Source organism: Methyloceanibacter superfactus, assembly GCF_001723305.1.
Classification (GTDB): Bacteria; Pseudomonadota; Alphaproteobacteria; order Rhizobiales; family Methyloligellaceae; genus Methyloceanibacter; species Methyloceanibacter superfactus.
The window spans coordinates 85651-104984 of the sequence record NZ_LPWF01000024.1 but is presented as its reverse complement, the minus strand read 5'-3'; the positions used below and the strand labels follow the sequence as shown (position 1 = coordinate 104984).

The 19334-nt window shown below is 65.5% G+C and carries 22 protein-coding genes and 2 pseudogenes; 16 read left to right on the top strand and 8 right to left on the bottom strand.

The features are described from left to right. The 10 genes and pseudogenes from AUC69_RS17915 to AUC69_RS07855 all read left to right on the top strand — a co-directional run. The coding region (locus tag AUC69_RS17915) for a hypothetical protein (RefSeq protein ID WP_204377289.1) at positions 1-341 on the top strand (341 nt) is incomplete at its 5' end. After that, the gene (locus AUC69_RS07900; RefSeq protein WP_204377288.1) at positions 338-727 is read left to right on the top strand and encodes a hypothetical protein; all 390 of its coding nucleotides are present in this window, start codon (positions 338-340) and stop codon (positions 725-727) included. The genes AUC69_RS17915 and AUC69_RS07900, both read left to right, overlap by 4 nt. 659 nt (positions 728-1386) lie before the next feature. Continuing rightward, positions 1387-2041: pseudogene (locus AUC69_RS19685) on the top strand (AAA family ATPase); the annotation flags it as partial. Positions 2042-2122: 81 nt separating this feature from the next. Then, positions 2123-2542, top strand: a complete 420-nt coding sequence (locus tag AUC69_RS07885; RefSeq protein WP_069441665.1) for a hypothetical protein — start codon at positions 2123-2125, stop codon at positions 2540-2542. Positions 2543-2682: 140 nt separating this feature from the next. Next, positions 2683-3069, top strand: coding sequence for an AtpZ/AtpI family protein (locus AUC69_RS07880; protein WP_069441664.1), 387 nt, complete (start codon positions 2683-2685; stop codon positions 3067-3069). 90 nt (positions 3070-3159) lie between these two features. Beyond that, entirely contained in the window at positions 3160-3873 is a 714-nt protein-coding gene (locus tag AUC69_RS07875; RefSeq protein ID WP_069441682.1) for a F0F1 ATP synthase subunit A, read from the top strand. A gap of 46 nt (positions 3874-3919) precedes the next feature. Next, positions 3920-4147 (top strand): F0F1 ATP synthase subunit C, encoded by a 228-nt coding sequence (locus AUC69_RS07870; protein WP_069441663.1) that lies wholly within the window; start codon positions 3920-3922, stop codon positions 4145-4147. 35 nt (positions 4148-4182) lie between these two features. Continuing rightward, complete coding sequence (locus tag AUC69_RS07865; protein WP_069441662.1) at positions 4183-4668, top strand: F0F1 ATP synthase subunit B family protein; 486 nt, start codon at positions 4183-4185, stop codon at positions 4666-4668. Positions 4669-4673: 5 nt separating this feature from the next. Next, positions 4674-5165, top strand: coding sequence for a F0F1 ATP synthase subunit B family protein (locus AUC69_RS07860; RefSeq protein ID WP_069441661.1), 492 nt, complete (start codon positions 4674-4676; stop codon positions 5163-5165). A gap of 99 nt (positions 5166-5264) precedes the next feature. Continuing rightward, positions 5265-6749: a glycosyltransferase gene (locus AUC69_RS07855; protein WP_069441660.1), complete on the top strand. Its 1485-nt coding sequence runs from the start codon at positions 5265-5267 to the stop codon at positions 6747-6749. Between the two features lie 13 nt (positions 6750-6762). Here AUC69_RS07855 and AUC69_RS07850 read toward each other — a convergent pair whose 3' ends face one another. From AUC69_RS07850 to AUC69_RS07840, 3 genes are read right to left on the bottom strand one after another with little or no spacing between them, the layout of a single operon-like run. Next, on the bottom strand, positions 6763-7485 hold the full coding sequence (locus AUC69_RS07850) for a vWA domain-containing protein (RefSeq protein ID WP_204377287.1): 723 nt from the start codon (positions 7483-7485) through the stop codon (positions 6763-6765). A gap of 1 nt (position 7486) precedes the next feature. Continuing rightward, a complete protein-coding gene (locus AUC69_RS07845) occupies positions 7487-8260 on the bottom strand; it encodes a MerR family transcriptional regulator (RefSeq protein ID WP_069441659.1) in 774 nt (257 codons plus the stop codon). A 2-nt stretch (positions 8261-8262) separates the two neighbouring features. Then, the gene (locus tag AUC69_RS07840; protein ID WP_141700661.1) at positions 8263-8895 is read right to left on the bottom strand and encodes a hypothetical protein; all 633 of its coding nucleotides are present in this window, start codon (positions 8893-8895) and stop codon (positions 8263-8265) included. A gap of 342 nt (positions 8896-9237) precedes the next feature. Between AUC69_RS07840 and AUC69_RS07835 the strand changes: the two genes are divergently transcribed. Together AUC69_RS07835 and AUC69_RS07830 are read left to right on the top strand one after the other, a co-directional pair. Then, the gene (locus tag AUC69_RS07835) at positions 9238-9672 is read left to right on the top strand and encodes a fasciclin domain-containing protein (protein WP_069441680.1); all 435 of its coding nucleotides are present in this window, start codon (positions 9238-9240) and stop codon (positions 9670-9672) included. Between the two features lie 74 nt (positions 9673-9746). Further along, positions 9747-9971 (top strand): DUF378 domain-containing protein, encoded by a 225-nt coding sequence (locus tag AUC69_RS07830; RefSeq protein WP_069441657.1) that lies wholly within the window; start codon positions 9747-9749, stop codon positions 9969-9971. Positions 9972-10036: 65 nt separating this feature from the next. On the opposite strand, the gene AUC69_RS07825 is transcribed toward AUC69_RS07830, so the two are convergent. Together AUC69_RS07825 and AUC69_RS07820 are read right to left on the bottom strand one after the other, a co-directional pair. Further along, entirely contained in the window at positions 10037-10801 is a 765-nt protein-coding gene (locus tag AUC69_RS07825; protein ID WP_069441656.1) for a phosphodiester glycosidase family protein, read from the bottom strand. A gap of 15 nt (positions 10802-10816) precedes the next feature. Next, positions 10817-11443, bottom strand: coding sequence for a hypothetical protein (locus AUC69_RS07820; protein ID WP_141700660.1), 627 nt, complete (start codon positions 11441-11443; stop codon positions 10817-10819). A 193-nt stretch (positions 11444-11636) separates the two neighbouring features. On the opposite strand from AUC69_RS07820, the pseudogene ispH reads away from it, so the two are divergent. The 3 genes and pseudogenes from ispH (at position 11637) to rnhA (ending at position 14048) form a co-directional block, all read left to right on the top strand. Next, a pseudogene (gene ispH, locus AUC69_RS07815) lies at positions 11637-12618 on the top strand (4-hydroxy-3-methylbut-2-enyl diphosphate reductase). Next, positions 12619-13587, top strand: coding sequence for a homoserine kinase (gene thrB, locus AUC69_RS07810; RefSeq protein ID WP_069441654.1), 969 nt, complete (start codon positions 12619-12621; stop codon positions 13585-13587). It begins immediately after the preceding pseudogene. 2 nt (positions 13588-13589) lie between these two features. Next, complete coding sequence (gene rnhA, locus AUC69_RS07805; protein ID WP_069441653.1) at positions 13590-14048, top strand: ribonuclease HI; 459 nt, start codon at positions 13590-13592, stop codon at positions 14046-14048. On the opposite strand, the gene AUC69_RS07800 is transcribed toward rnhA, so the two are convergent. Together AUC69_RS07800 and AUC69_RS07795 are read right to left on the bottom strand one after the other, a co-directional pair. Next, complete coding sequence (locus tag AUC69_RS07800) at positions 14045-14530, bottom strand: peroxiredoxin (protein ID WP_069441652.1); 486 nt, start codon at positions 14528-14530, stop codon at positions 14045-14047. The two genes, rnhA and AUC69_RS07800, sit on opposite strands and share 4 nt — an antisense overlap. 88 nt (positions 14531-14618) lie before the next feature. Continuing rightward, positions 14619-15491 carry a protein-disulfide reductase DsbD domain-containing protein gene (locus AUC69_RS07795; RefSeq protein WP_069441679.1) on the bottom strand — a complete coding sequence of 291 codons (873 nt, stop codon included), beginning with the start codon at positions 15489-15491 and terminating at the stop codon, positions 14619-14621. 185 nt (positions 15492-15676) lie between these two features. On the opposite strand from AUC69_RS07795, the gene AUC69_RS07790 reads away from it, so the two are divergent. Continuing rightward, positions 15677-16282 carry a YqgE/AlgH family protein gene (locus AUC69_RS07790; protein ID WP_069441651.1) on the top strand — a complete coding sequence of 202 codons (606 nt, stop codon included), beginning with the start codon at positions 15677-15679 and terminating at the stop codon, positions 16280-16282. Here AUC69_RS07790 and AUC69_RS07785 read toward each other — a convergent pair. Then, entirely contained in the window at positions 16268-19330 is a 3063-nt protein-coding gene (locus AUC69_RS07785; RefSeq protein WP_083239215.1) for an EAL domain-containing protein, read from the bottom strand. The two genes, AUC69_RS07790 and AUC69_RS07785, sit on opposite strands and share 15 nt — an antisense overlap. Positions 19331-19334: the final 4 nt, after the last annotated feature.

The window sequence follows — 19334 nt, the reverse complement described above, 5'->3', positions numbered from 1 at the left end:
AAGAGGCCCGCGCCGAGGAGCCCGGCTCAGGGGATTGCCGCGTCCGCCAAGCTGCGCGCCAGGAGATCGAGACCGAGCTTGCCACCTTGATCAAGCTGCTGGCGCCGACCCATGACTGGGCGCCCATCGTCGAACAGGTGCGGATCGAAGCCGGGTACGAGCAGGCGCTCGGCGCGGCGCTCGGAGACGATCTCGATGCGGCAGCCGAGGAGACCGCACCCGCCCATTGGCGCACGGTGGCCGGCGGCGCGACCCGGCGCTCCCCGATGGCGCCACGCCGCTCAGCCAATTTGTCAAAGCGCCGGAAGCGCTTGCCCGCCGTTTGGCGCAGATCGGCGTGATCGACTCAGCTCAGGGCGAGGCGATGCAGGCCGCGCTGAAGACGGGGCAGCGTCTCGTTTCCAAGGAGGGCGATCTGTGGCGCTGGGACGGCTATAGCGTTCAGGCCGGCACGGCGAGCGCCGCCGGCGCCCGCCTCGTGGAGCGGAGCCGGCTCGAAGCGCTCAAGGTCCACAAGACCGAGGCGCTAGAGACCGAGACCTCGGCCGAGACGGCCCTGACCGACGCCTCCACCCGCACCGAGACCAGCGGGCAGCGGACCAAGGCGCTGCGCCAGCAGGCCAAGGACAACCATGGCGAGCTCGACCGGGCGCGCGAGGCCATCGCCGCGGCCGAGCACGAGGCGCAAGCCAACAGCAAGCAACTCGGCGCGCTGGCCGAGGCCTGACCCGTACCAAGGCCGCGCTCAACGAAGCGAAAGAGCAGAGCGAGCGCACCGACGAGGCGCTGCTGGCGCTGGCATCGCTCGCCGGCCTCGAAGCCGCATTGGAAGCCGCGCAGACCGAGGCCGGCGCGAGCCGGTCGAGTGCCGCCCGCGCGGAAGCCACCTTGGAAGGCTTCGAGCGCGAGGTGCGCTTGCGGCAGGAGCGCATCCAGGCGATCACCGCCGAGGAAGATCTTTGGCAGAAGCGCATCGCCAATGCGCGCGAGCAGATCGAGACGCTGAGCGCGCGCAAGCAGGAGACCAGCGCCGATCTCGAAGCGCTCGCCAATCTGCCGGCCGAGATCGAGGATCGCCGCGGCAAGCTCATGGAGGCCATCGCCGAGGCCGAGCGCGAGCGGGCCAAGGCCGCCGACGACCTCGCCGTTGCCGAGACGGCTCTGAAGGCTCAGGAGAAGGCGCTGCGCGCGGTGCAAGAGACGCTGGCCGAGGCCCGCGAGGCCAAGGCGCGCGGGGAAGCCCGGCTCGAGGCGGCGCGCGAGCGGCGGAGCGAGCTCGCCCGCATGATCCGCGAGCAGCTGGACTGTGCGCCCGAGGAATGCCTCGCCCGTGCCGCCCTGAAGGCGGGCGCGGACGTGCCGGAACTCTCGGAGGTCGAGGGGCGTCTCGTGAAGCTCAAGGCCGACCGGGAACGCCTCGGCGGCGTCAATCTCAGGGCCGAGGAAGAGGAAGTGGAGCTCGCCGCCCGGCTTGAGGAGATGGAGCGCGAGAAGGCCGACGTGGAAGAGGCCATCGCGCGGCTGCGCCAGGGCATCTCCAATCTGAACCGGGAGGGCCGCAAGCGCCTGCTGGAGCCTCGAGACGGTCAACAGCCATTTCGGCCGGCTGTTCCAGACGCTGTTCGGCGGCGGCTCGGCCGAGCTCAAGCTGGTGGATTCCGATGATCCCCTGGAATCGGGGCTCGAGATCTTCGCTCAGCCGCCCGGCAAGCGGACGCAAGCCCTCACGCTGCTCTCGGGCGGCGAGAAGGCGCTGACCGCCATGGCGCTGATCTTCGCCGTGTTCCTCACCAATCCCTCGCCCATTTGCGTGCTCGACGAGGTGGATGCGCCGCTCGACGACGCCAATGTGGACCGCTTCTGCCGGCTGATGGAGGAGATGTCCAAGGAGACCGATACGCGCTTCCTGATCATCACCCATCACCCGTTGACCATGGCCCGCATGAGCCGGCTGTTCGGCGTGACCATGCAGGAGCGCGGGGTGAGCCAGCTGGTGTCGGTGGACCTGGAGACGGCGGAACGTCTGCGGGACGCAAGCTAGCCTCCGAGCGAGGGCAACGACCTGGAAACGCTCCTCGCAGTCCTAGCCTTCCTCGCAATCCTGGGCGCCATCGGCCTCGGCTTGCGATTTCTCCTGCCCATCCTGGGCGAGCATTTCAAAGGAAGCTTCGGCAGCGCGACGGGATGGAGCACGCTATCGCGCGTCTACGGCACATCCGCAGAGCCCGACGGCGAGGTTCTGACGAGGCAATCTCTCGTCGCCGGGGCGGTCCTCTACCGATACATCGTGACGGTGGGTATCGGGGATGCCGGCCTCTATCTCGCGGTCGGCGGGCCCTTGCCGCGCAGTCCGATTCTCATCCCCTGGGAAGACTTCAGGAATGCCGAGCCCGCCAAGCTTTTTTGGCAGAAGGCGGTGCTCGTGTCGGTTGGGGCGCCTCAAGTGGGCACGCTTACGCTCCCCATGACGCTCTATGATCGGATACGCTCCCATCTCCCGCCTCGAACCGCCTCAATAGGTACCCCCTCGAAGCCGGTTTGAGGCTCCGATTCCAAGGGTGTTCAGGGCGCCCCCTGCGGCGCCTTGACTTCCTTGACAGGCCCAATTCCCAAACTAAAGTGCGCGCCAAGCTTGAGGATCAGCCGACCCTTCAGGCTCTCCCCGGAAATTGAGCAACGCCAATGGCCGGAGCCGAAAATCAGTCCGGACGCCCGCAAAGCGGCCGCGACGCGGAGACAATTCGGCAGCGGCTCGACGCTCTCGAGGGGAAGCTCGCGGCCAAAAACCGGCGTACGCCGCCGCCCGAAGATCAACAAGGGCGCGGCAAGGCGATGGGCCAAGCCCTAAGGTTGTCGACCGAGTTGGTCGCGGGCGTCGTAATTGGTGGGGGCATCGGCTGGGTACTCGACAGGCTGTTCGGCACAGCGCCGTTCGGGATGGTGGTGTTTCTGGTTCTTGGAGCCGCCGCCGGCATCATGAACGTGATGCGGACAGCCAAATCCATGCAGGGCGAGCCGTTACCCGGCCAGCATCTGCGTAACGCGGCTGACGACGATGATGATGACTAGGGGCGATTCGCAGTGATTGGGGCAGCTTACGCAGAAGAAGCCGGACACGGCGGCGGTCACGGAGGTGGCGGCACCGGCCTGCCCGATCCGATGCATCAATTCGAGATCAAGCGCCTGATCGAACTCGACGTCTTCGGTTTCGACGCCTCCTTCACCAACTCGGCCCTGTTCATGGTGATCGCCGCGGCGCTCATCACCCTGTTCACGGTCTTTGCCATGCGTAAAGGCTCGCTCGTTCCGGGGCGCCTGCAATCCGTGGCCGAGATGTCATACGAGTTCGTGGCCGGCATGGTGCGCGACAACGTGGGCACCGAGGGGATGAAATATTTCCCCTTCATCTTCACGCTATTCATGTTCGTGCTCGCGCTCAACATGCTCGGCATGGTGCCCTACTCCTTCACCGTCACCAGCCACATCATCGTCACCTTCGCGCTCGCCGCCTTCATCTTTATTGCCGTGACGATCATCGGCTTCTGGAAGCACGGCATCAAGTTCCTGAAATTCTTCGTGCCGTCCGGCGTTCCCTTCGTGATGCTGCCGCTGCTCGTGGTGATCGAGGTAATCTCGTATCTCACGCGGCCGGTGAGCCTTTCGGTGCGTCTGTTCGCCAACATGATGGCGGGCCATACCATGCTGAAAGTGTTCGGCTCGTTCGTCGTGGCGCTCGGCCTGCTCGGCGGCTGGGCGGCGCTGGCCTTCATGGTGGCGTTCACCGGCTTGGAATTGCTGGTGGCGTTCCTGCAAGCCTATGTGTTCGCCATCCTCACCTGCATCTATCTCAACGATGCACTCCACATGCACTGATTTAACCGTCTCATCGTCTTAGATTTCGTCTCACGGGAGAAAACCAATGGAAGCAGAAGCAGCAAAATTGATCGGCGCAGGTCTTGCCTCGATCGCACTCGTCGGCGCCGGTGTCGGCATCGGCACGATCTTCGGCAACTATCTGCAAGGGGCGCTTCGCAACCCCTCGGCCGCACCGTCGCAGTTCGCCAACCTGCTGCTCGGCTTTGCGCTCGCCGAGGCCACCGGCCTGTTCGGTCTCGTGGTTGCGCTGATCATCCTGTTCGTGTTCTAGGCTGAGCCGATCCCGCTCTTCTAAAGGACGCGACCATGCCGCAACTCAATCCGCTCGATTGGGCGCCACAGCTCATTTGGCTGCTCGTCACCTTCGGCGTTCTCTATCTGCTGATGGTGTGGATCGCGCTGCCGCGCATCGGCAGCGTGATCGAGACCCGTGCCGCGCATATCGCTGCCGATCTCGCCGCCGCCGAAAGGCTGCGGCGCGAGACGGAGGAGGCGATCGCCGCCTATGAGCAGGCGCTGGCCGAGGCCAAGCAGAAGGCGCACGCCATCGTCGAGGAAGGCCGCGTCAAACTGAAAGCCGAGACCGATGCCGAGCGGGCGAAGCTCGACGCGCAGCTTGCCGCCAAGGGCGAGGAAGCCGAGGCGCGCATCGAGAAGGCCAAGGTCGCGGCCATGAAGGACGTGAACGCGGTCGCCAGCGACGTGGCCGCGGATATCGTGAAGAAGCTGATCGGCACTGCGCCCGCCAAGGCAGAGGTTGACAAGGCCGTGTCTGCGGCGCGGAAGGCTTGAGCGTCATGGATTTCCTTTACACACCCGAATTCTGGGTCGCCGTCTCCTTCTTCCTGTTCGTGGCCGGGGTGCTCTATCTCGGCGTGCACAAGAAGATCGCCACGGCGCTCGATGCCCGGGCCGCGGCCATCGCCAAGGAAATCGAAGAGGCCAAGCATTTGCGGGAGGAGGCGGACAAGGTGCTCGCCGATTACCGCGAGAAGCAAGGCAATGCCGCCAAAGAGGCGCAAGACATCGTCGATCTCGCCTCCAGGGAGGCTCAGGCGCTCGCCGCGGAGACCTCCCGCTCCATGAAGGAGCATTTCGACCGCCGCATGAAGCTCGCCGAGGACAAGATCGGCCGCGCCGAAGCGGAGGCTTTGCGCGAGGTCCGCGCCGCCGCCGCGGACGCCGCCGTAACCGCGGCGCAGATGATCATCGCCGACAAGCTCACGCCCGAGACGGCCGACAAGCTGCTCAAGCAGGGCATCGACACCGTCAAGACAAAGCTGAACTAGCCGCCGCGCCGCCGAACGCGGTAACGGTCCTGCCCCGGGCCGAGGTTTTCGCGCCTCGATTTTGGCAAATCCGTAAGATCGTTGGGGTAAGGTCGCGGCATGGTGCATGTCGTCGAACCACGGCACCCCGTATCGCTCGCCGATTATGAGAGCGTCGCGCCGCTGAGCGCCACGGTCCGGAATCTCCGCCAGGAGGCGGAGAGCCGGCTGCCCGTGCTCGACGGACGGCGGGTCGTCATGGTGAACAGCACGAGCCATGGCGGCGGAGTGGCGGAACTCCTGCCGCCGCTTCTTGCGTTGATGCGCGAGCTTGGCGTGGATGCCCAATGGATCGTGATGGAAACACACGATCCCGCCTTCTTCCGCCTGACCAAGCGCCTGCACAACCTCATTCACGGCATCGGCGATCCTGCTCTCGGCCGGGCGGAGCACGACCTTTACGAGCAGGTCAGCCTTGAGAACGCGGACAAGATCGAGAAATTCCTGTCGCCCGGAGACGTGCTCGTCGTGCATGACCCGCAGCCCATGGGCGCGGGCGCCAAGCTGCGGGAGAAACTGGATATCGCGGCGATCTGGCGGTGCCATATCGGGCTCGACCGCGCTACGCCGCAGACCCGCGCCGCCTGGGACTTTCTCGAAGGCTACGCCGAGCCCTACGACCACGCGGTGTTCACGGCGCCGGAATATATCCCGACCTGCTTCGCCGGGCGGGCGTCGATCATCCATCCGGCGATCGATCCGCTCAGCTACAAGAACCGCAACCTGTCCGTCCACGAGTTGGTCGGCACGCTCGCCAATGCTGCGCTGATCAAGCCGTGGGGACCGGTGATGACACCGCCATTCGCCGAACCGGCTGAGCGGCTGCAGCCCGGCGGCAGCTGGGCGCCGGCCACGGAGCCGGAGGATTTCGGTCTGCTGTTCCGGCCCATCGTGACGCAAATCTCCCGCTGGGATCGGCTCAAGGGCTTCGTTCCGCTGATGGAGGGCTTCATTGCCCTCAAGCAAGACCTCGAGGCGCGCACGGATCTGAGCGATGAGCACCGGCATATGCTGCAACTCGTTCGCCTCGTGCTGGCGGGCCCCGACCCCACATCCATCGACGACGACCCGGAAGGCAAGGAAGTGCTGGCGGAGCTCTGCGCGGCGTATGAGGCCATGCCGCCGCAAATCCAGAGCGACGTCGCCATCGTCTCGCTGCCCATGGCCTCGAAGAAGAACAACGCCCTGATCGTCAACGCCCTGCAACGCTGCTCCGACGTGGTGGTGCAGAACTCGCTGCAAGAAGGCTTCGGCCTCACGGTGACGGAGCCGATGTGGAAGGGCACCGCGCTGATGGGATCGTCGGCCGTCGGCATCAGACAGCAGATCCGCCCCGGGCTGGACGGCCTATTGGTGAAGGACGCGGAGGACGCCGGCGAGATCGCCAAGACGCTCGATACGCTCTTGCGCGACCGCTCGAAGCGCGTGGCGCTCGGCCGAAGCGCGCAACAGCGGGTCTACGACCAGTTTCTCGTGTTCACGCAGGTGCAGCGATGGCTTGAGCTGCTCACCAACACGATCTCGGCCCGCTGGCCGGCCGGATGACCGCCACGGCCGCTCAAGGCATCGAGCGTTGCGAGATCATGGGGCAGCTCAGGGTCTCCTGAAAGGCCGCGACCAGGTCCTCTTGCGTCTCCGCCGTGACATAGAGACCGTTATTCGCCTCAGCGAGGCATTTGATGCCGAGAATGCTCTGCTCGCCGGTCCAGCTGAAATTCGATGTGCGGAAGGCAATGACGTGGACGGTCAGATTCTCGGCCGAGTCATGCAGCTCCTCGCCGAGCGCGCAGGGCGAACCGCCGCAGGTCTCCTCCCCGTCCGTCAGCACGACAACGACGCCGGGCTTGCGGCGGAAGTCGAGCACGTCGGCGGCCTTCTCCACGGCCGAGGTGAGCGGCGTCTTTCCCGCCGGGGTGAGCGCTTCGACCGCCTCCAGAATTCGCTTGGCGGCGTCCAGCGCCGGCTCGAGATTGAGTTCGACGTTGCACTGGTTATAGGGGCCCGGGCCGTAAGTGATGAGACCCACGCGGCGATGACGCGCCGCCGCCGGCAGCACGCGGCCGAGCGCCGAACGGACCTCGTCGATCCGCGTGATGGTGGTGGCGATACCCAGCTTCTCGTTGCCCGACATGGAGCCCGACGCGTCGAATACGATCATGGCGTCATCGATACAGGACTCGCGTTCCGCCCCTGCCGCGGCGGCGAAGCCCAAGCCGAAAACGATGACAGAAAGGCTCAAGATCGTCGCCGCGACCGCACCGATCAGATCGTGCGGTCTCACCTCAGAGCCTCAGGCAAGTCCTTGAAGGTGACGACTCGCGTCGCCCCGGCTTCGTCCCGCCAGGAGGCGCTACCGGCAAGGACGAGCCGAATGCCCGCGTCGGCCGCGGCTTCATCAGACGCGCCTGATAGCACGCGACGGCGGTGGGCCGGCTTGCGGCTGAAGCGGAGACCAGGGCCAGGCGCGGCGCGAATTTGGCGAAAAGCGGAGCGAGCTCGTCCGCCGGCAGTCCCTCGCCGATCCAGATCGGGCGCCAGCCAGCTTCCGCCAGAACGAGTTCGGCCAGGGCCAGCCCCAGCGTGTGCCGTTCGTTCTCGATGGTGAAAAGCGCGGCGGTCGGCGCATCGCCGGCATAACGCATGTCGGCGGCACAAGCCGCGGCGGCGCGGCGCAGGGCTTCGGTGGCGGCGTGCTCCTCGAAGATCTGACAGGCGCCGGCCTCCCAGCGCCTGCCGATCTCGGCGATCGCCGCGGCGACCTCGTCGGCGGTGTCAGCCCAGCGTCCCGTCTCCAGACGCGAGGCGATCAAAGCGGTCTTGACCTTGATGGGATCGCCGGTCATCAGCACGTCGTACCAATCGGCGACCGGACCGCTCAGCGTCGCCGGGCGGTTGGCGGCGATCAGCCGGCGCAGTTCCGTGACATAGATGCGGCGATGGCCGCCAGGGGTGCGCTCGGCGTGGAGCACCCCACTATTGACCCATCGCTGGATCGTCGCGGGGGCCACGCCGAGCCGTCGCGCCGCCTCTCCTGCCGAGACCATCAACTCGCTCATTCTCACTCCTCCGCAGCGATGCGCTCGATATGGCCCGCCCGTTCGTTGCCGGTCGGATAGTAAGCGCCTGTCTGCTCGTCACCGAACCGCGACATTCGTATGCGGGCGCTCTCGATGGCATCGGGCTCGTCGGTGAGCCGCAGCATGCGCACGGCGCAACCATCCGCATCGAGCTCCATGTTCTTCAGGAGCGGCCGCAGGTAATAGAAGGGCTGCGGTCCGACGCTGCCCAGACGCTGCGTGGTGAGGCGCGTGTGGCCGAGCGTGTGGTGGCAGCACTCATGGGCCATGAGGAAGTGGGCGTACGCCCGCTCCGTTTTCAGGATCGAGGCGTCGATGACGATCACCGAGCGGTCGTCCGCCGTCTGAGTCGAGGACGCCTCCGCCGTGAAGTCCGGCACGACATAGGTAACGATGGCGCAATAGGGATTGTCGACGGACGACAATTTCCGACGGAACTCGAAGCCGCCACCGGTCTTGCGGGCCGGCCCCGCCGTCGCGTCTGCGCCGGGCACCTGGAGGCCCTCGGCCGAGGCGGTCCCGCCGGCCAGCAGCCCCAAAGCGACCGCGAGCGCGGTGAGGGCCTTCAGGCGCCTGCCGCCGAAGCCCACGAATTTTTCTCGGAAAACAGTCATCTCCGCTCCAGGATCAACTTCTGTTGAATGATATGAGCGATTTTCTTGCTTGTAAATCGCTTATTTCACTCTCATTGTTCCCGCTTCTACACCCCGCGCCACCAAGTACGGCGTTCAGTCGCGGCGCAAAAGACATGGAGCGGAGCCTTCCCCCAGGCTCCAGAGACCCCGGAGGCTCCCCCCAACTCCGGCTTCCATGGCGCCGCCGCGGCTGACGCCTCGCGCGGGGTGGTTAGTCAACATGAAAAAGGAGCAGTACCGATGTTTCGATTTGCAGGCCTCATCGTCGGGGCAAATCTGATCGTGGCGACGCTTGCCGTCGTCGCACTGTCGTTCGGCGGCATGAATGCGCGCGCGGCCGAGAAGGATATCGTCGACACGGCGGTGTCCGCGGGTCAGTTCAAGACCCTGGCCGCCGCGCTGGACGCGGCGGGTCTGGTCGGGACGCTGAAGGGCGATGGGCCGTTCACCGTCTTTGCCCCCACGGACGAGGCCTTCGCCAAGCTGCCGGCCGGCACGGTGGAGTCTCTGCTGAAGCCCGAGAATAAGGATCAGCTCGTCGCCATCCTCACCTATCACGTGGTGCCCGGGAAGGTTCAGGCCGCCGACGTCGTCAAGCTCGACGAGGCCAAGACCGTCAACGGCGAGATGGTCGACATCACAGTCGAAGGCGACACCGCCATGGTGAACGACGCCAAAGTCACCAAGACCGACATCGCGGCCTCGAATGGCGTCATCCATGTCATCGACACGGTGATCATGCCGCCGAAGAGCTAGGCCGAGAGCCATAAGGGCGGCGCGGGTTCCGATCGGAGCCTTGCGCCGCTCATCGCATCCCACGGAGAAACGAAATGAAACTCTTGAACCTGATCACTCTGATCCTCGTCATCGTCGGCGGGCTGAACTGGGGCCTTGTCGGCCTTCTCGACTTGGACCTGGTGGCGGCGCTGTTCGGCGCGGGCTCTCTGCTCTCGCGGGTCGTTTATATCCTGGTCGGCGCGTCGGCGCTTTGGCAGCTCGTTCCGCTGACCGAAACCTTCAGGAGCGACGAAGCGTCCGCATTGCGCGGGCGTTAGTCTCCTGGGCTCGACGCTCCGCTGCCAATGCCTTCCCAACCCCGGCGGCGGGGCTCGGCCCAGCGCTATTTCACCACGGCGATGATCGGCCCGTAGCCGCCGTGAGACGGCGGATCGTTGCGTCGGAGCTCGGGCGCATAGATGCCGGGTGCCGTGCCGCCATCCAAGAACAGCGCATTGTCGCAATGGAGTGCGTCGCGGAAGAAGCGGGCAAATTCGTAGAAGCTGACCCGGCCCCGCGCCATGACGAAATAAACCTCGCTCGGGCTTTTGACGCCGACACCGTCGCGCGGCTTCAGATCGGTCGACTTGACGATGAAGGCTGGATGGATCGCGCCGTCGATCACCAGCATCGGGCCTGATTGGGTGGCGTATTCGGCCTTGGGCTTGCGCGCCAGAAACTGCTCGGTCACCAAAATACCCGCCCGGTCTCCGCCGAGATAGAACACGCCGTTCGGCTTCTTGTAGAAATTGGGGATCTGGCTGGGGCGGCCTTTGATGGTCTTCGTATCGGCCTCGGACAGCGCTTTCCCGTTCTCGATGTGCAGCCCCACGGGGCTGAGATCCTCTTCATACATGCCGCCGTTCATGGCGAACTGGAGCGTCTCGCCCTCCGTCTGCAACTGCGCGGCCAGCGCGCCGAAGGTCCGGTAAGGGCGGCCGTCGGTGTCGCGCCAGACGATGCGGATATCCTCCTTGGCGGGGTTGAACGCGCACACGATGTAGGACGCGCCGCGAAACGACTCGTCGCGGCAGGGCTCGGCCGAAGCGGCGGCGGGCAGACCGGCGAGCAGCAGGATCGTCAGAATGAGGGGGAAATGCCGCGTCATGACTCGAGCCCTGCCCTATTTGGCGAAGGCGACGAAGATCTTGTAGTCCTCGGGCCGCGTGCCGACCTGGAGGGGGAAGCCGATCTCACGGACCATGGAGAAATAGCCGACTGGCGAGCCAGCGGGCACCGTGGTGGTGATCGACATCTTGTCGGTGGCAAGCGTCTGCTTGTCGGCGCCGGCCGCGCGAATCTTGACCGGCATGGTCACAGTGCCGGGGCCCCCCTTGGGGCCGAGCAGCACCCGGCCGGCAAAGCCGTATTTAACGACGACGCGGCCGCCGTAGAACTGGCATTCGCGGGAGAGCTTGGTGATCTCGCCGCGGTGAACCACAAAATTGGTGTCGCCGTCATGACCCGGCTGGTAGACGGTGCGCAGCCGCTCATTGGGCCAAGCCACCACTTGCGGGCAATTGAGGGCGCGGCCGTCGGCAGGGCCGGCCGGCGCGGCGGTCTCGGTCAGCGGCCTCTCCGGCAGCTTATCGTCGTTCAGCAGCGAGGCAGAAGACTCCTCGTTGCCCGACCCGAAGGGATTGGACATCTTGGGCACGCCGCAGCCGGCGACAAGCACCGGGCTCGCGAGCAGCGCGAGAAGCCCGAGGGCGCGCAAACGTGAAAGACTGGCGATACGCCTCAAACTCACCCCGTCCTCGGCTTGACATGCCAGGCGTCCCCGCCTGATATGCCCGGACTCGACCCAAAAAGGCTTGAAATGTCGCGAGCTTCCGGGCTTCTGGATGGGCGTCAAACTATCCGCCCCCGCTAGGCCCGACAAGGCAAGACTTGAGCCCCTCGCGGCCCCGAAAATGGCCGTTTCTGGAGCACCGATGACCGGCATGGACAACGCCAATGGGCGGCATCGCGGCCGTCCTCCTCTGACCGTCTTTCTCGCTAGCCCACGCGGATTCTGCGCGGGCGTCGACCGGGCGATCCAGATCGTCGAACTGGCGCTCGAGAAATATGGCGCGCCGGTCTATGTCCGCCACGCCATCGTCCACAACCGCTACGTGGTGGATTCCCTCAAGGCCAAGGGCGCCATCTTCGTCGAAGAATTGGACGAAATCCCGGAAACCGACGCGCCCATCGTGTTTTCCGCCCATGGGGTGGCGAAGGCGGTGCCGGCAGCGGCGCGGAACCGGCGCATGTTCGTGCTCGACGCCACCTGCCCGCTCGTCTCCAAGGTGCATATCGAGGCCGAGCGGCTGTTCGACGGCGGCCGCGAGATTTTGCTGATCGGCCATGCCGGCCACCCCGAGGTCGTCGGCACCACCGGCCAACTGCCGCCGGGCGCGGTGCAGCTGATCGAGACGGTGGATGATGCGCATCGTTTCACGCCCAAGGACCCGGACAGGCTCGCCGTGATCACCCAGACCACGCTGTCGGTGGACGACACCAAGGAAATCCTAAGCGTTTTGCAGGCGCGCTTTCCGACCCTCAGCGTCCCGCGCAAGGACGATATTTGCTACGCCACCACGAACCGCCAGGACGCGGTGAAGCGAATCGCGCCAAAATGCGACCGCATGATCGTCGTCGGCTCGCCCAACAGCTCGAACTCGCTCCGCCTCGTCGAGGTGGCCGAGCGTGCCGGCTGCCCGCGCGCCATGCTGGTGGAGCGCGCAGCGAGATCGACTGGACCGATTTCGACGGTATTGTCCGGCTTGGCGTCACCGCCGGGGCTCGGCGCCCGAGGTGCTGGTGGACGCTATCATCGACGCCTTCCGGATGCGCTTCGACGTTCGGGTCGAGACCGTCACCACGGCGGAAGAGAATATCGCCTTCAAGCTCCCCCGCGAGCTCAGAGACATGCCGGCGCTGTAGATGGCTGTCTACACCGACGTCTCCGACGAAGAGCTCGAAAGCTTCATTGCCAGTTACGATATCGGCGCGCTGACCTCGTTCAAGGGCATCGCCGAGGGCGTCGAGAACTCAAACTATCTCGTCCATACCGGGTCCGGGCGCTACATCCTGACGCTCTACGAGAAACGGGTCAGGCCCGACGACCTCCCCTATTTCCTGGCGCTGATGGAGCATCTCGCCGCGCGCGGACTCTCCTGCCCGCTGCCGGTGCATGATCGCGAGGGGCGGACGCTGCGGGAACTGGCGGGGCGGCCGGCGGCGCTGATCAGCTTCCTCGAAGGCTTGTCGCTGCGGCGGCCGGGGATAGAGCATTGCGCCGGTCTCGGCCAGGTGCTGGCACAATTCCATATCGCCGGCGCCGACTTCCCCATGGCCCGCGGTAACGATCTGTCGCTGCCCGGATGGCAGGCGCTTTACGACGACGTGAAGGAGAACGCCGACACCGTCATTCCCGGCCTCAAGGACGAGATCGCGCGCGAGCTTGCCCATCTGGAGACCCACTGGGCCACAGGCCTGCCCGTGGGCGTGATCCATGCGGACCTGTTCCCCGACAATGTGTTCTTTCTCGACGACAAGGTTTCCGGGCTGATCGACTTCTATTTCGCCTGCAACGACATGCTGGCTTACGACGTCGCGGTCTGCCTCAACGCCTGGTGCTTCGAGCCCGACGCGAGCTTCAACGTCACCAAGCGCCGCGCCATGTTGCAGGCCTATGAGCTAGAGCGCCCGCTGACCGAGGCTGAGCTCGCCGCCTTGCCGCTGCTCGCCCGGGGCGCCGCGTTGCGCTTCCTGCTGACCCGCACCTATGACTGGCTGAACACCGATGCGAATGCCCTGGTGAAGACCAAGGACCCGGCCGAGTATTTGCGCAAGCTTCGCTTCCATCAGCGCGTCACGTCCTATCGCGACTACGGGCTCGGAGAGCATTGAACATGGCCGAGCGCCCCATGGTGGTCATCCATACGGATGGCGCGTGCTCGGGGAATCCGGGTCCCGGCGGCTGGGGCGCGATCCTCGACTCAGGCCCTCACCGCAAGGAGATCAAAGGCGGCGAGGCCCAGACCACCAATAACCGCATGGAGCTGACCGCGGCGATCGAGGCGCTGGAGGCGCTGAAGAAGCCGTCCGAGGTCGATCTCTATACCGACTCCAGCTATTTGCGCGGCGGCATCACTAGCTGGATCAAAGGCTGGAAGCGTAACGGCTGGAAGACTTCCGACAAGAAGCCGGTGAAGAACATGGAGCTATGGCAGCGCCTCGAGGCGGCGGCGGAGCGACACATCGTGCGCTGGCACTGGGTTAAGGGCCATGTGGGCCATGACGACAACGAGCGCGCCGACGAGCTCGCCCGCGAAGGCATGGCCCCCTTCATAGGCGGTCGGCGCGGCTAGATCTCCTTGAGGATCGCATCCGCCGTGCTGACCTCGGCGACGCCGGGCGAGTCCTCCGTGTTCAGCACCTTCACCATGCCATCATCGACATACATGGCGTAACGCTTGGATCGGGTGCCGAGGCCGATGCCGCTGCCGTCGAAACCCATGCCGATCTTGTCGGTGAATTCGCCATTGCCGTCCGACAGAAACAGAACCTTGTCCTTGGCGCCGGAGACTTGCGACCAGGCGCCGAGCACGAAGGGATCGTTGACGGCGACGCAGGCGACCGTGTCGATACCGAGCGACTTGAACTTGTCGGCGTTCTCGATGAAGCCCGGCAAATGCTTCAGATGGCAGGTCGGGGTGAACGCGCCCGGCACCGCGAACAGCACGACCTTTTTGCCGGCGAAGACGTCGTCGGTCGACAGCGCATCGATCCCTTCGGGGCCCATGACCCGGAAGGTGGCCTCGGGCAGCTTGTCTCCTTTGGCGATGGTCATACGGGCACTCCCTTGATTTGCGTTTCTGCGCGGCACCATACCGGCTTCGCCGGACGGGGCCAAGGTCGCCTGCGAGGCAACCAAACGGCTATTCGGCCGTCCACACGGTTGCGGTCGAGCCTTCGTCGGAAACGAGCGTGAGGGTCAGGGCCTTGCCCTTGATGGCGGCGGCCTCCGTGGCCGACATGAAGGCCACGGCAAAGCGCTGCTTGCCGTCGGCCAGCGGTCCGAGCGCCTTCGGCACCGGCACGAAGACTTCCGGGCTCTCGACGAACAAGTCGGTTCCCGTTGCCCCCGGCGGAAAAGTCGCCTCGACTTCCAGTGCCGGCGCGGGACCGCCCAGCGTCGCGGCAATGTGCGTGATCTTGGGGAGCGCATCTCCTTGCGCGGACCTCGGCACGCGGGCGAGCGCGGTCTCGAGGAGCATTGCGTCCCCCTTGCCGAGATCGGGCGGCAAGGCCAAGTCGAGCGCCGCCTCGTTCGGAATGCACAAATCCTTGCAGAGGCCGTACTCGAAATCGAGCTTCAGCTCCACCGGCTCACCGTCATGCTCGGGCGTGATCTTGACGGGAAACACAACCTCGTCCCCGTAGCCGATGGCGGTACCGTTGGCGTCGGCAAAGCGATGAGGTGCGGGGTATAGCACCTCGGCACTTTTCAGATTCTTGGACCCCGACCAGTCGAAGCTGGGCGGCACGCCGGAATCGCCGGGGTTCCGCCAATAGGTCTTCCAGCCGGGCGCCATGCGGAGTTGCACCCCGGCGAAGATCGCGGGCTTCCCATCCGTCATGATGGTGCCGCTGACCAGCCTCACCTTGGAGTTGCTCTGGTCGACCCAAGGCGACTGGCCCGTCGATGCCGCAAAGCCGGCGTCGGCGAAGGCAATGCCCAGGGAAGCGGCAATTGCCAAGCCGGACAGCAGCGGCACGGCCTGGCGTGTGGAAAATCTCGTCCCGATCATGACATCCAATTCATTGTTCGGCGGGATAGCGGGCCGCAAATTTAGCCGCGCCCGCTTGACGGCGCGACCTCAAGTGGCCCTGACATGCGTCACTCTTTTGTGAGCCCGTGCGGCGAGAATGACGCGCTTTGCCTTAATTCAGCGTTGCCTCTTTTCTGCCGGTGGAACTGCTGTAGCATGGCTTCATGGCAAGTCGCTCCCACCCCGACGAGGAAGGCTATCTCGATGGCCAGTTGCTCATCGCCATGCCGGCCATGGGCGATCCGCGTTTCTCGCGCTCGGTGATTTATCTCTGCGCGCACTCCTCCGAGGGCGCCATGGGCATCATCATCAATCAGCGCGCTCCGAATATCAGCTTCACCGAGTTGCTCGAGCAGCTCAACATCGTCCCGTCCGAGGACCGCATCGCCCTGCCCATGGGCCTCAGCGCCATGGCCGTGCATCTCGGCGGTCCGGTGGAGACGGGACGCGGCTTCGTGCTACACAGCGCCGACTACTTCAAGGCGGAGAGCACGCTGCCGATAGACGAGAGCGTCTGCCTGACGGCGACCATCGACATCCTGCGCGACATCGCCAAGGGCAGCGGCCCCGACAAGGCGCTGCTGGCGCTGGGCTACGCGGGATGGGCGCCGGGACAGCTCGAGGATGAGATTCAGTCCAACGGCTGGCTCAACTGTCCCGCCGATCCGGCGCTGATCTTCGATCCCGAGGTCGACGGCAAATATAACCGGGCGCTTGGCAGCCTTGGCGTCGATCCGATCCGCCTCGTGAACGACTCAGGTCACGCCTGAGGTCGCGGCACTCGGTCCCGGCAATTCCGGCAACGCGGGTTGAGTCGGCGCCTGCACCTCGAGACCCGATGGCGTTGCCGGCTCGTCGCGCGCCCGCTCCCGCTGCTTGCGCTTGCGGTGGCTGGCGAGCGCGGCCAGCAGGGCGGCGACGTCCTTGGCCGCCATCGGCTCTCCGTAATAATAGCCTTGGCCGAATTCGCAGCCGATCGAGCGCAGGTAGCTCGCGTCGGCCTGGGTCTCCACGCCCTCGGCGACCACTTCCTTGCCGAGTTCATGCGCCAGCGCGATGACCGAGCGGAGGATCAGCGGCGTCTGACCGTTGAGGCTCGAGTCGCGGACGAGTGAGCGGTCCACCTTGATGGTGTCGAAGGGGAAGCGGTGCAGATAGCTCAGCGATGAGTAGCCGGTGCCGAAATCGTCGAGCGCCAGGCTGGCGCCGAATGTCTTGAGCCAGGTGAGGATCTCGACGGCACGTTCGGGATTCTCCATGACGAGCGACTCGGTGATCTCGAGCTTGAGCGTGCCCTTGGGCACCGACTCGCGTGCCAGCATCAACCTGATCTCCTGCACCATGTCCTGGCGGAAGAGCTGGCGGCTCGACACGTTCACACTGACGAACAAGGGGTCGCGGTCGCGCGGCAGCACTTTGTGCCAGCTTGCCGCCTCCTCCAGCGCCTGCCCGAGCACATAGCTGCCGAGATCGACGATCAGCCCGGACTCCTCGGCGAGCGGAATGAAATCCTCGGCCGCAAGACGCCCGCGCGTCGGATGGTCCCAGCGCAGCAACGCCTCGAAGCCGGCGAGCTGGTTCGACGCCAAGCGGGTGATCGGCTGATAGAAGACCTGAAGCTGCTGCCGGTCGAGCGCCATCCTGAGCTCGCTCTCGAGCGGCAGGCGGCTCTCGTCCTCGCCGCGCATGGCGGGATTGAAAATCTCGATCCGGTCGGCGCCGCCGCGCTTGGCGCGCAGCATAGCGATCTCGCCGTCACGCAGCATGTCCTGGGCGCTCACTTGCGAGCCGTCATGGACGACGATGCCGATGGAGGCTGTGAGGATGATTTCCTTGGCGCTGATCTTCATGGGCGTCCGCAGCGCACGGCGTACCCGTTCGGCCAGCGTGGCGACATGATGGGGGTCGCTGTCGGAGATCAGCAGAATGGCGAACTGATCGCCGCCGAGACGGGCGAGCGTATCTTGCGGATTGAGGTGACGGCCCAAGCGACGCCCCAACGTCAGCAACATGCTGTCGCCGATGACGAGCCCGAAGCTCTTGTTGACGTTCTTGAAGCGGTCGATGTCGATGAAGATCACGGTAGGACGGTGCGACTGGCCTTCGGCGGCGCGGGTGATGGCGCCTTGCAGGCGGTCCATGAACAGCTCGCGATTGGGAAGCCCGGTAAGGCTGTCATGCACCGCGTCATGCATGAGCCGCTCATGGGAGCGTTTGAGGCTGGTGACGTCGCGCATCAAGCCGACGCAGCGAGCAGACGCACATTCTCGTTGGGCGCGGCGTGGGCGAATCGTACCAGAGATAGGTGCCGTCGTGCGCCGCATGCGGAAGTCGGTCCTGAGCTCGCCGCCCTGCTTCTCCTGGAGTGACCAGAGCATGAGCCGGAAGCGCTCGCGGTCCGAAGCATGCATGTGCTGAAGGAATTCCTCGACCGTCACGTTGAGACTGCCCGGATCGAGTCCGAGCTCCATCTCGACGTCGTTGCTCACGGTTACGAGGTCGCGCCCCGCATGCCACTGGAAGACATGGGTGCCGGAGCCGTCGACGGCCAACGATTTCATCTGCACGAGGCTCGGTGGACCGAGACTGACGGCGCCGCCGCCGGTGCGGAAGGCGAACTGGGTGACGGTGAAGCCGAGCAGCACGATGATCAGCACCAAGCCGGCGACGAGACCGGAGACAACGACCTCGCCCGAGAGCTTACCCAGCACGATCATCGAGGCGCCGAACAGCCAGACGATCAGCAGCATCCAACTGGGTATCAGCGACATTGCGCGGTCTTGGCCGCGCAACGCGAAATAGGCGATGAGGCCGGTGCCGATGCCGGCGATGAGGATGGTCGAGGCGCGCGCGAGACCGGACGCGGTCTGCGGGTCGATGATGGCGACGACGATGAGGGCGAACTGGGCGGCGATCCAGCCCCAGAACATGGTCCTGATCCACACATGCCACAGGCCGATGCGCAGGAAGGTGTAGAGGAACAGCACGAGACTCGCGGCAAGCCCCGCCTCGGCCGCGGCGCGGTAGACCGCGGTGCGGTCGGGGCCCACGGGGAACAGCTTGTTCCAGAAGCCGAAATCGACGCAGAAATAGATCAGCGCGGCCCAGGCGATCAGCGCCGTGGCGGGGAAGATGGCGCGGTGATTGGCGGCGAAGATGGCGGTGAGGAAGATGGCGAGAAGGCCGGTGATGCCGAGCAGCACGCCGTTGAACAACATGCGGTCCTGCTGCTTCGCCTGGTAGAAATGCGGATCCCATAATGTCAGGCGCGGTACTTTCAGCGAGCTGAGCTCGGCGGCGAAGGTGACGGTCTGGCCCGGCTCGAGATTGAGCCGGAACATATCGCCGCGGTCGCTCTTCAGCGGCTCGGGGCGGAAGCCCAGCGAAGGCGTGACCGCGGCAATGCGCGGCGCGTCGAGCTCGGGGCGCAGCACGCCGGAATTCGCCAGCGTGTAGCGCGGCGCCACGAGCCAGCGCACGATGCGCTCGTCGGTCGGGTTAGACAGGGCGAAGACGAGCCAGCCCGGATTGGTGCCGGGCGTCGAGGCCTGCACCGCCATGCGGCCGATATAGCCGTCGGGGCCCGGCGCGGTCTCGATCTGCAGCCGGTCGCCGCGGCCCTCGTACAGCTCGCCCTTGGCGGTGATGTCGATCTTGGGCTGGTCGGGATCCACCGGGATCGCCTCGATGGCGCGCGCGAGTCCCGGGGCCAGCACGGTGAGCGCAAGCAGCAGAGCGCAGGCAAACGCAGGCAGGCGGCCACGGCATTGCTGCCAGGCTCCTGCTTCAGCGTTCGCCGAGACGTTCGTCTCCGCCATTCCG

Coding starts and splice junctions, on each gene's coding strand:
- AUC69_RS07840 (WP_141700661.1), bottom strand. CDS start 8,895: ATGACTGTTTTCCGAGAAAAATTCGTGGGCTTCGGCGGCAGGCGCCTG.
- AUC69_RS07795 (WP_069441679.1), bottom strand. CDS start 15,491: ATGATCGGGACGAGATTTTCCACACGCCAGGCCGTGCCGCTGCTGTCC.
- rnhA (WP_069441653.1), top strand. CDS start 13,590: ATGGCCGAGCGCCCCATGGTGGTCATCCATACGGATGGCGCGTGCTCG.
- thrB (WP_069441654.1), top strand. CDS start 12,619: ATGGCTGTCTACACCGACGTCTCCGACGAAGAGCTCGAAAGCTTCATT.
- AUC69_RS07845 (WP_069441659.1), bottom strand. CDS start 8,260: ATGAGCGAGTTGATGGTCTCGGCAGGAGAGGCGGCGCGACGGCTCGGC.
- AUC69_RS07830 (WP_069441657.1), top strand. CDS start 9,747: ATGAAACTCTTGAACCTGATCACTCTGATCCTCGTCATCGTCGGCGGG.
- AUC69_RS07825 (WP_069441656.1), bottom strand. CDS start 10,801: ATGACGCGGCATTTCCCCCTCATTCTGACGATCCTGCTGCTCGCCGGT.
- AUC69_RS07835 (WP_069441680.1), top strand. CDS start 9,238: ATGAATGCGCGCGCGGCCGAGAAGGATATCGTCGACACGGCGGTGTCC.
- AUC69_RS07855 (WP_069441660.1), top strand. CDS start 5,265: ATGGTGCATGTCGTCGAACCACGGCACCCCGTATCGCTCGCCGATTAT.
- AUC69_RS07875 (WP_069441682.1), top strand. CDS start 3,160: ATGCATCAATTCGAGATCAAGCGCCTGATCGAACTCGACGTCTTCGGT.
- AUC69_RS07865 (WP_069441662.1), top strand. CDS start 4,183: ATGCCGCAACTCAATCCGCTCGATTGGGCGCCACAGCTCATTTGGCTG.
- AUC69_RS07860 (WP_069441661.1), top strand. CDS start 4,674: ATGGATTTCCTTTACACACCCGAATTCTGGGTCGCCGTCTCCTTCTTC.
- AUC69_RS07870 (WP_069441663.1), top strand. CDS start 3,920: ATGGAAGCAGAAGCAGCAAAATTGATCGGCGCAGGTCTTGCCTCGATC.
- AUC69_RS07785 (WP_083239215.1), bottom strand. CDS start 19,330: ATGGCGGAGACGAACGTCTCGGCGAACGCTGAAGCAGGAGCCTGGCAG.
- AUC69_RS07880 (WP_069441664.1), top strand. CDS start 2,683: ATGGCCGGAGCCGAAAATCAGTCCGGACGCCCGCAAAGCGGCCGCGAC.
- AUC69_RS07790 (WP_069441651.1), top strand. CDS start 15,677: ATGGCAAGTCGCTCCCACCCCGACGAGGAAGGCTATCTCGATGGCCAG.
- AUC69_RS07800 (WP_069441652.1), bottom strand. CDS start 14,530: ATGACCATCGCCAAAGGAGACAAGCTGCCCGAGGCCACCTTCCGGGTC.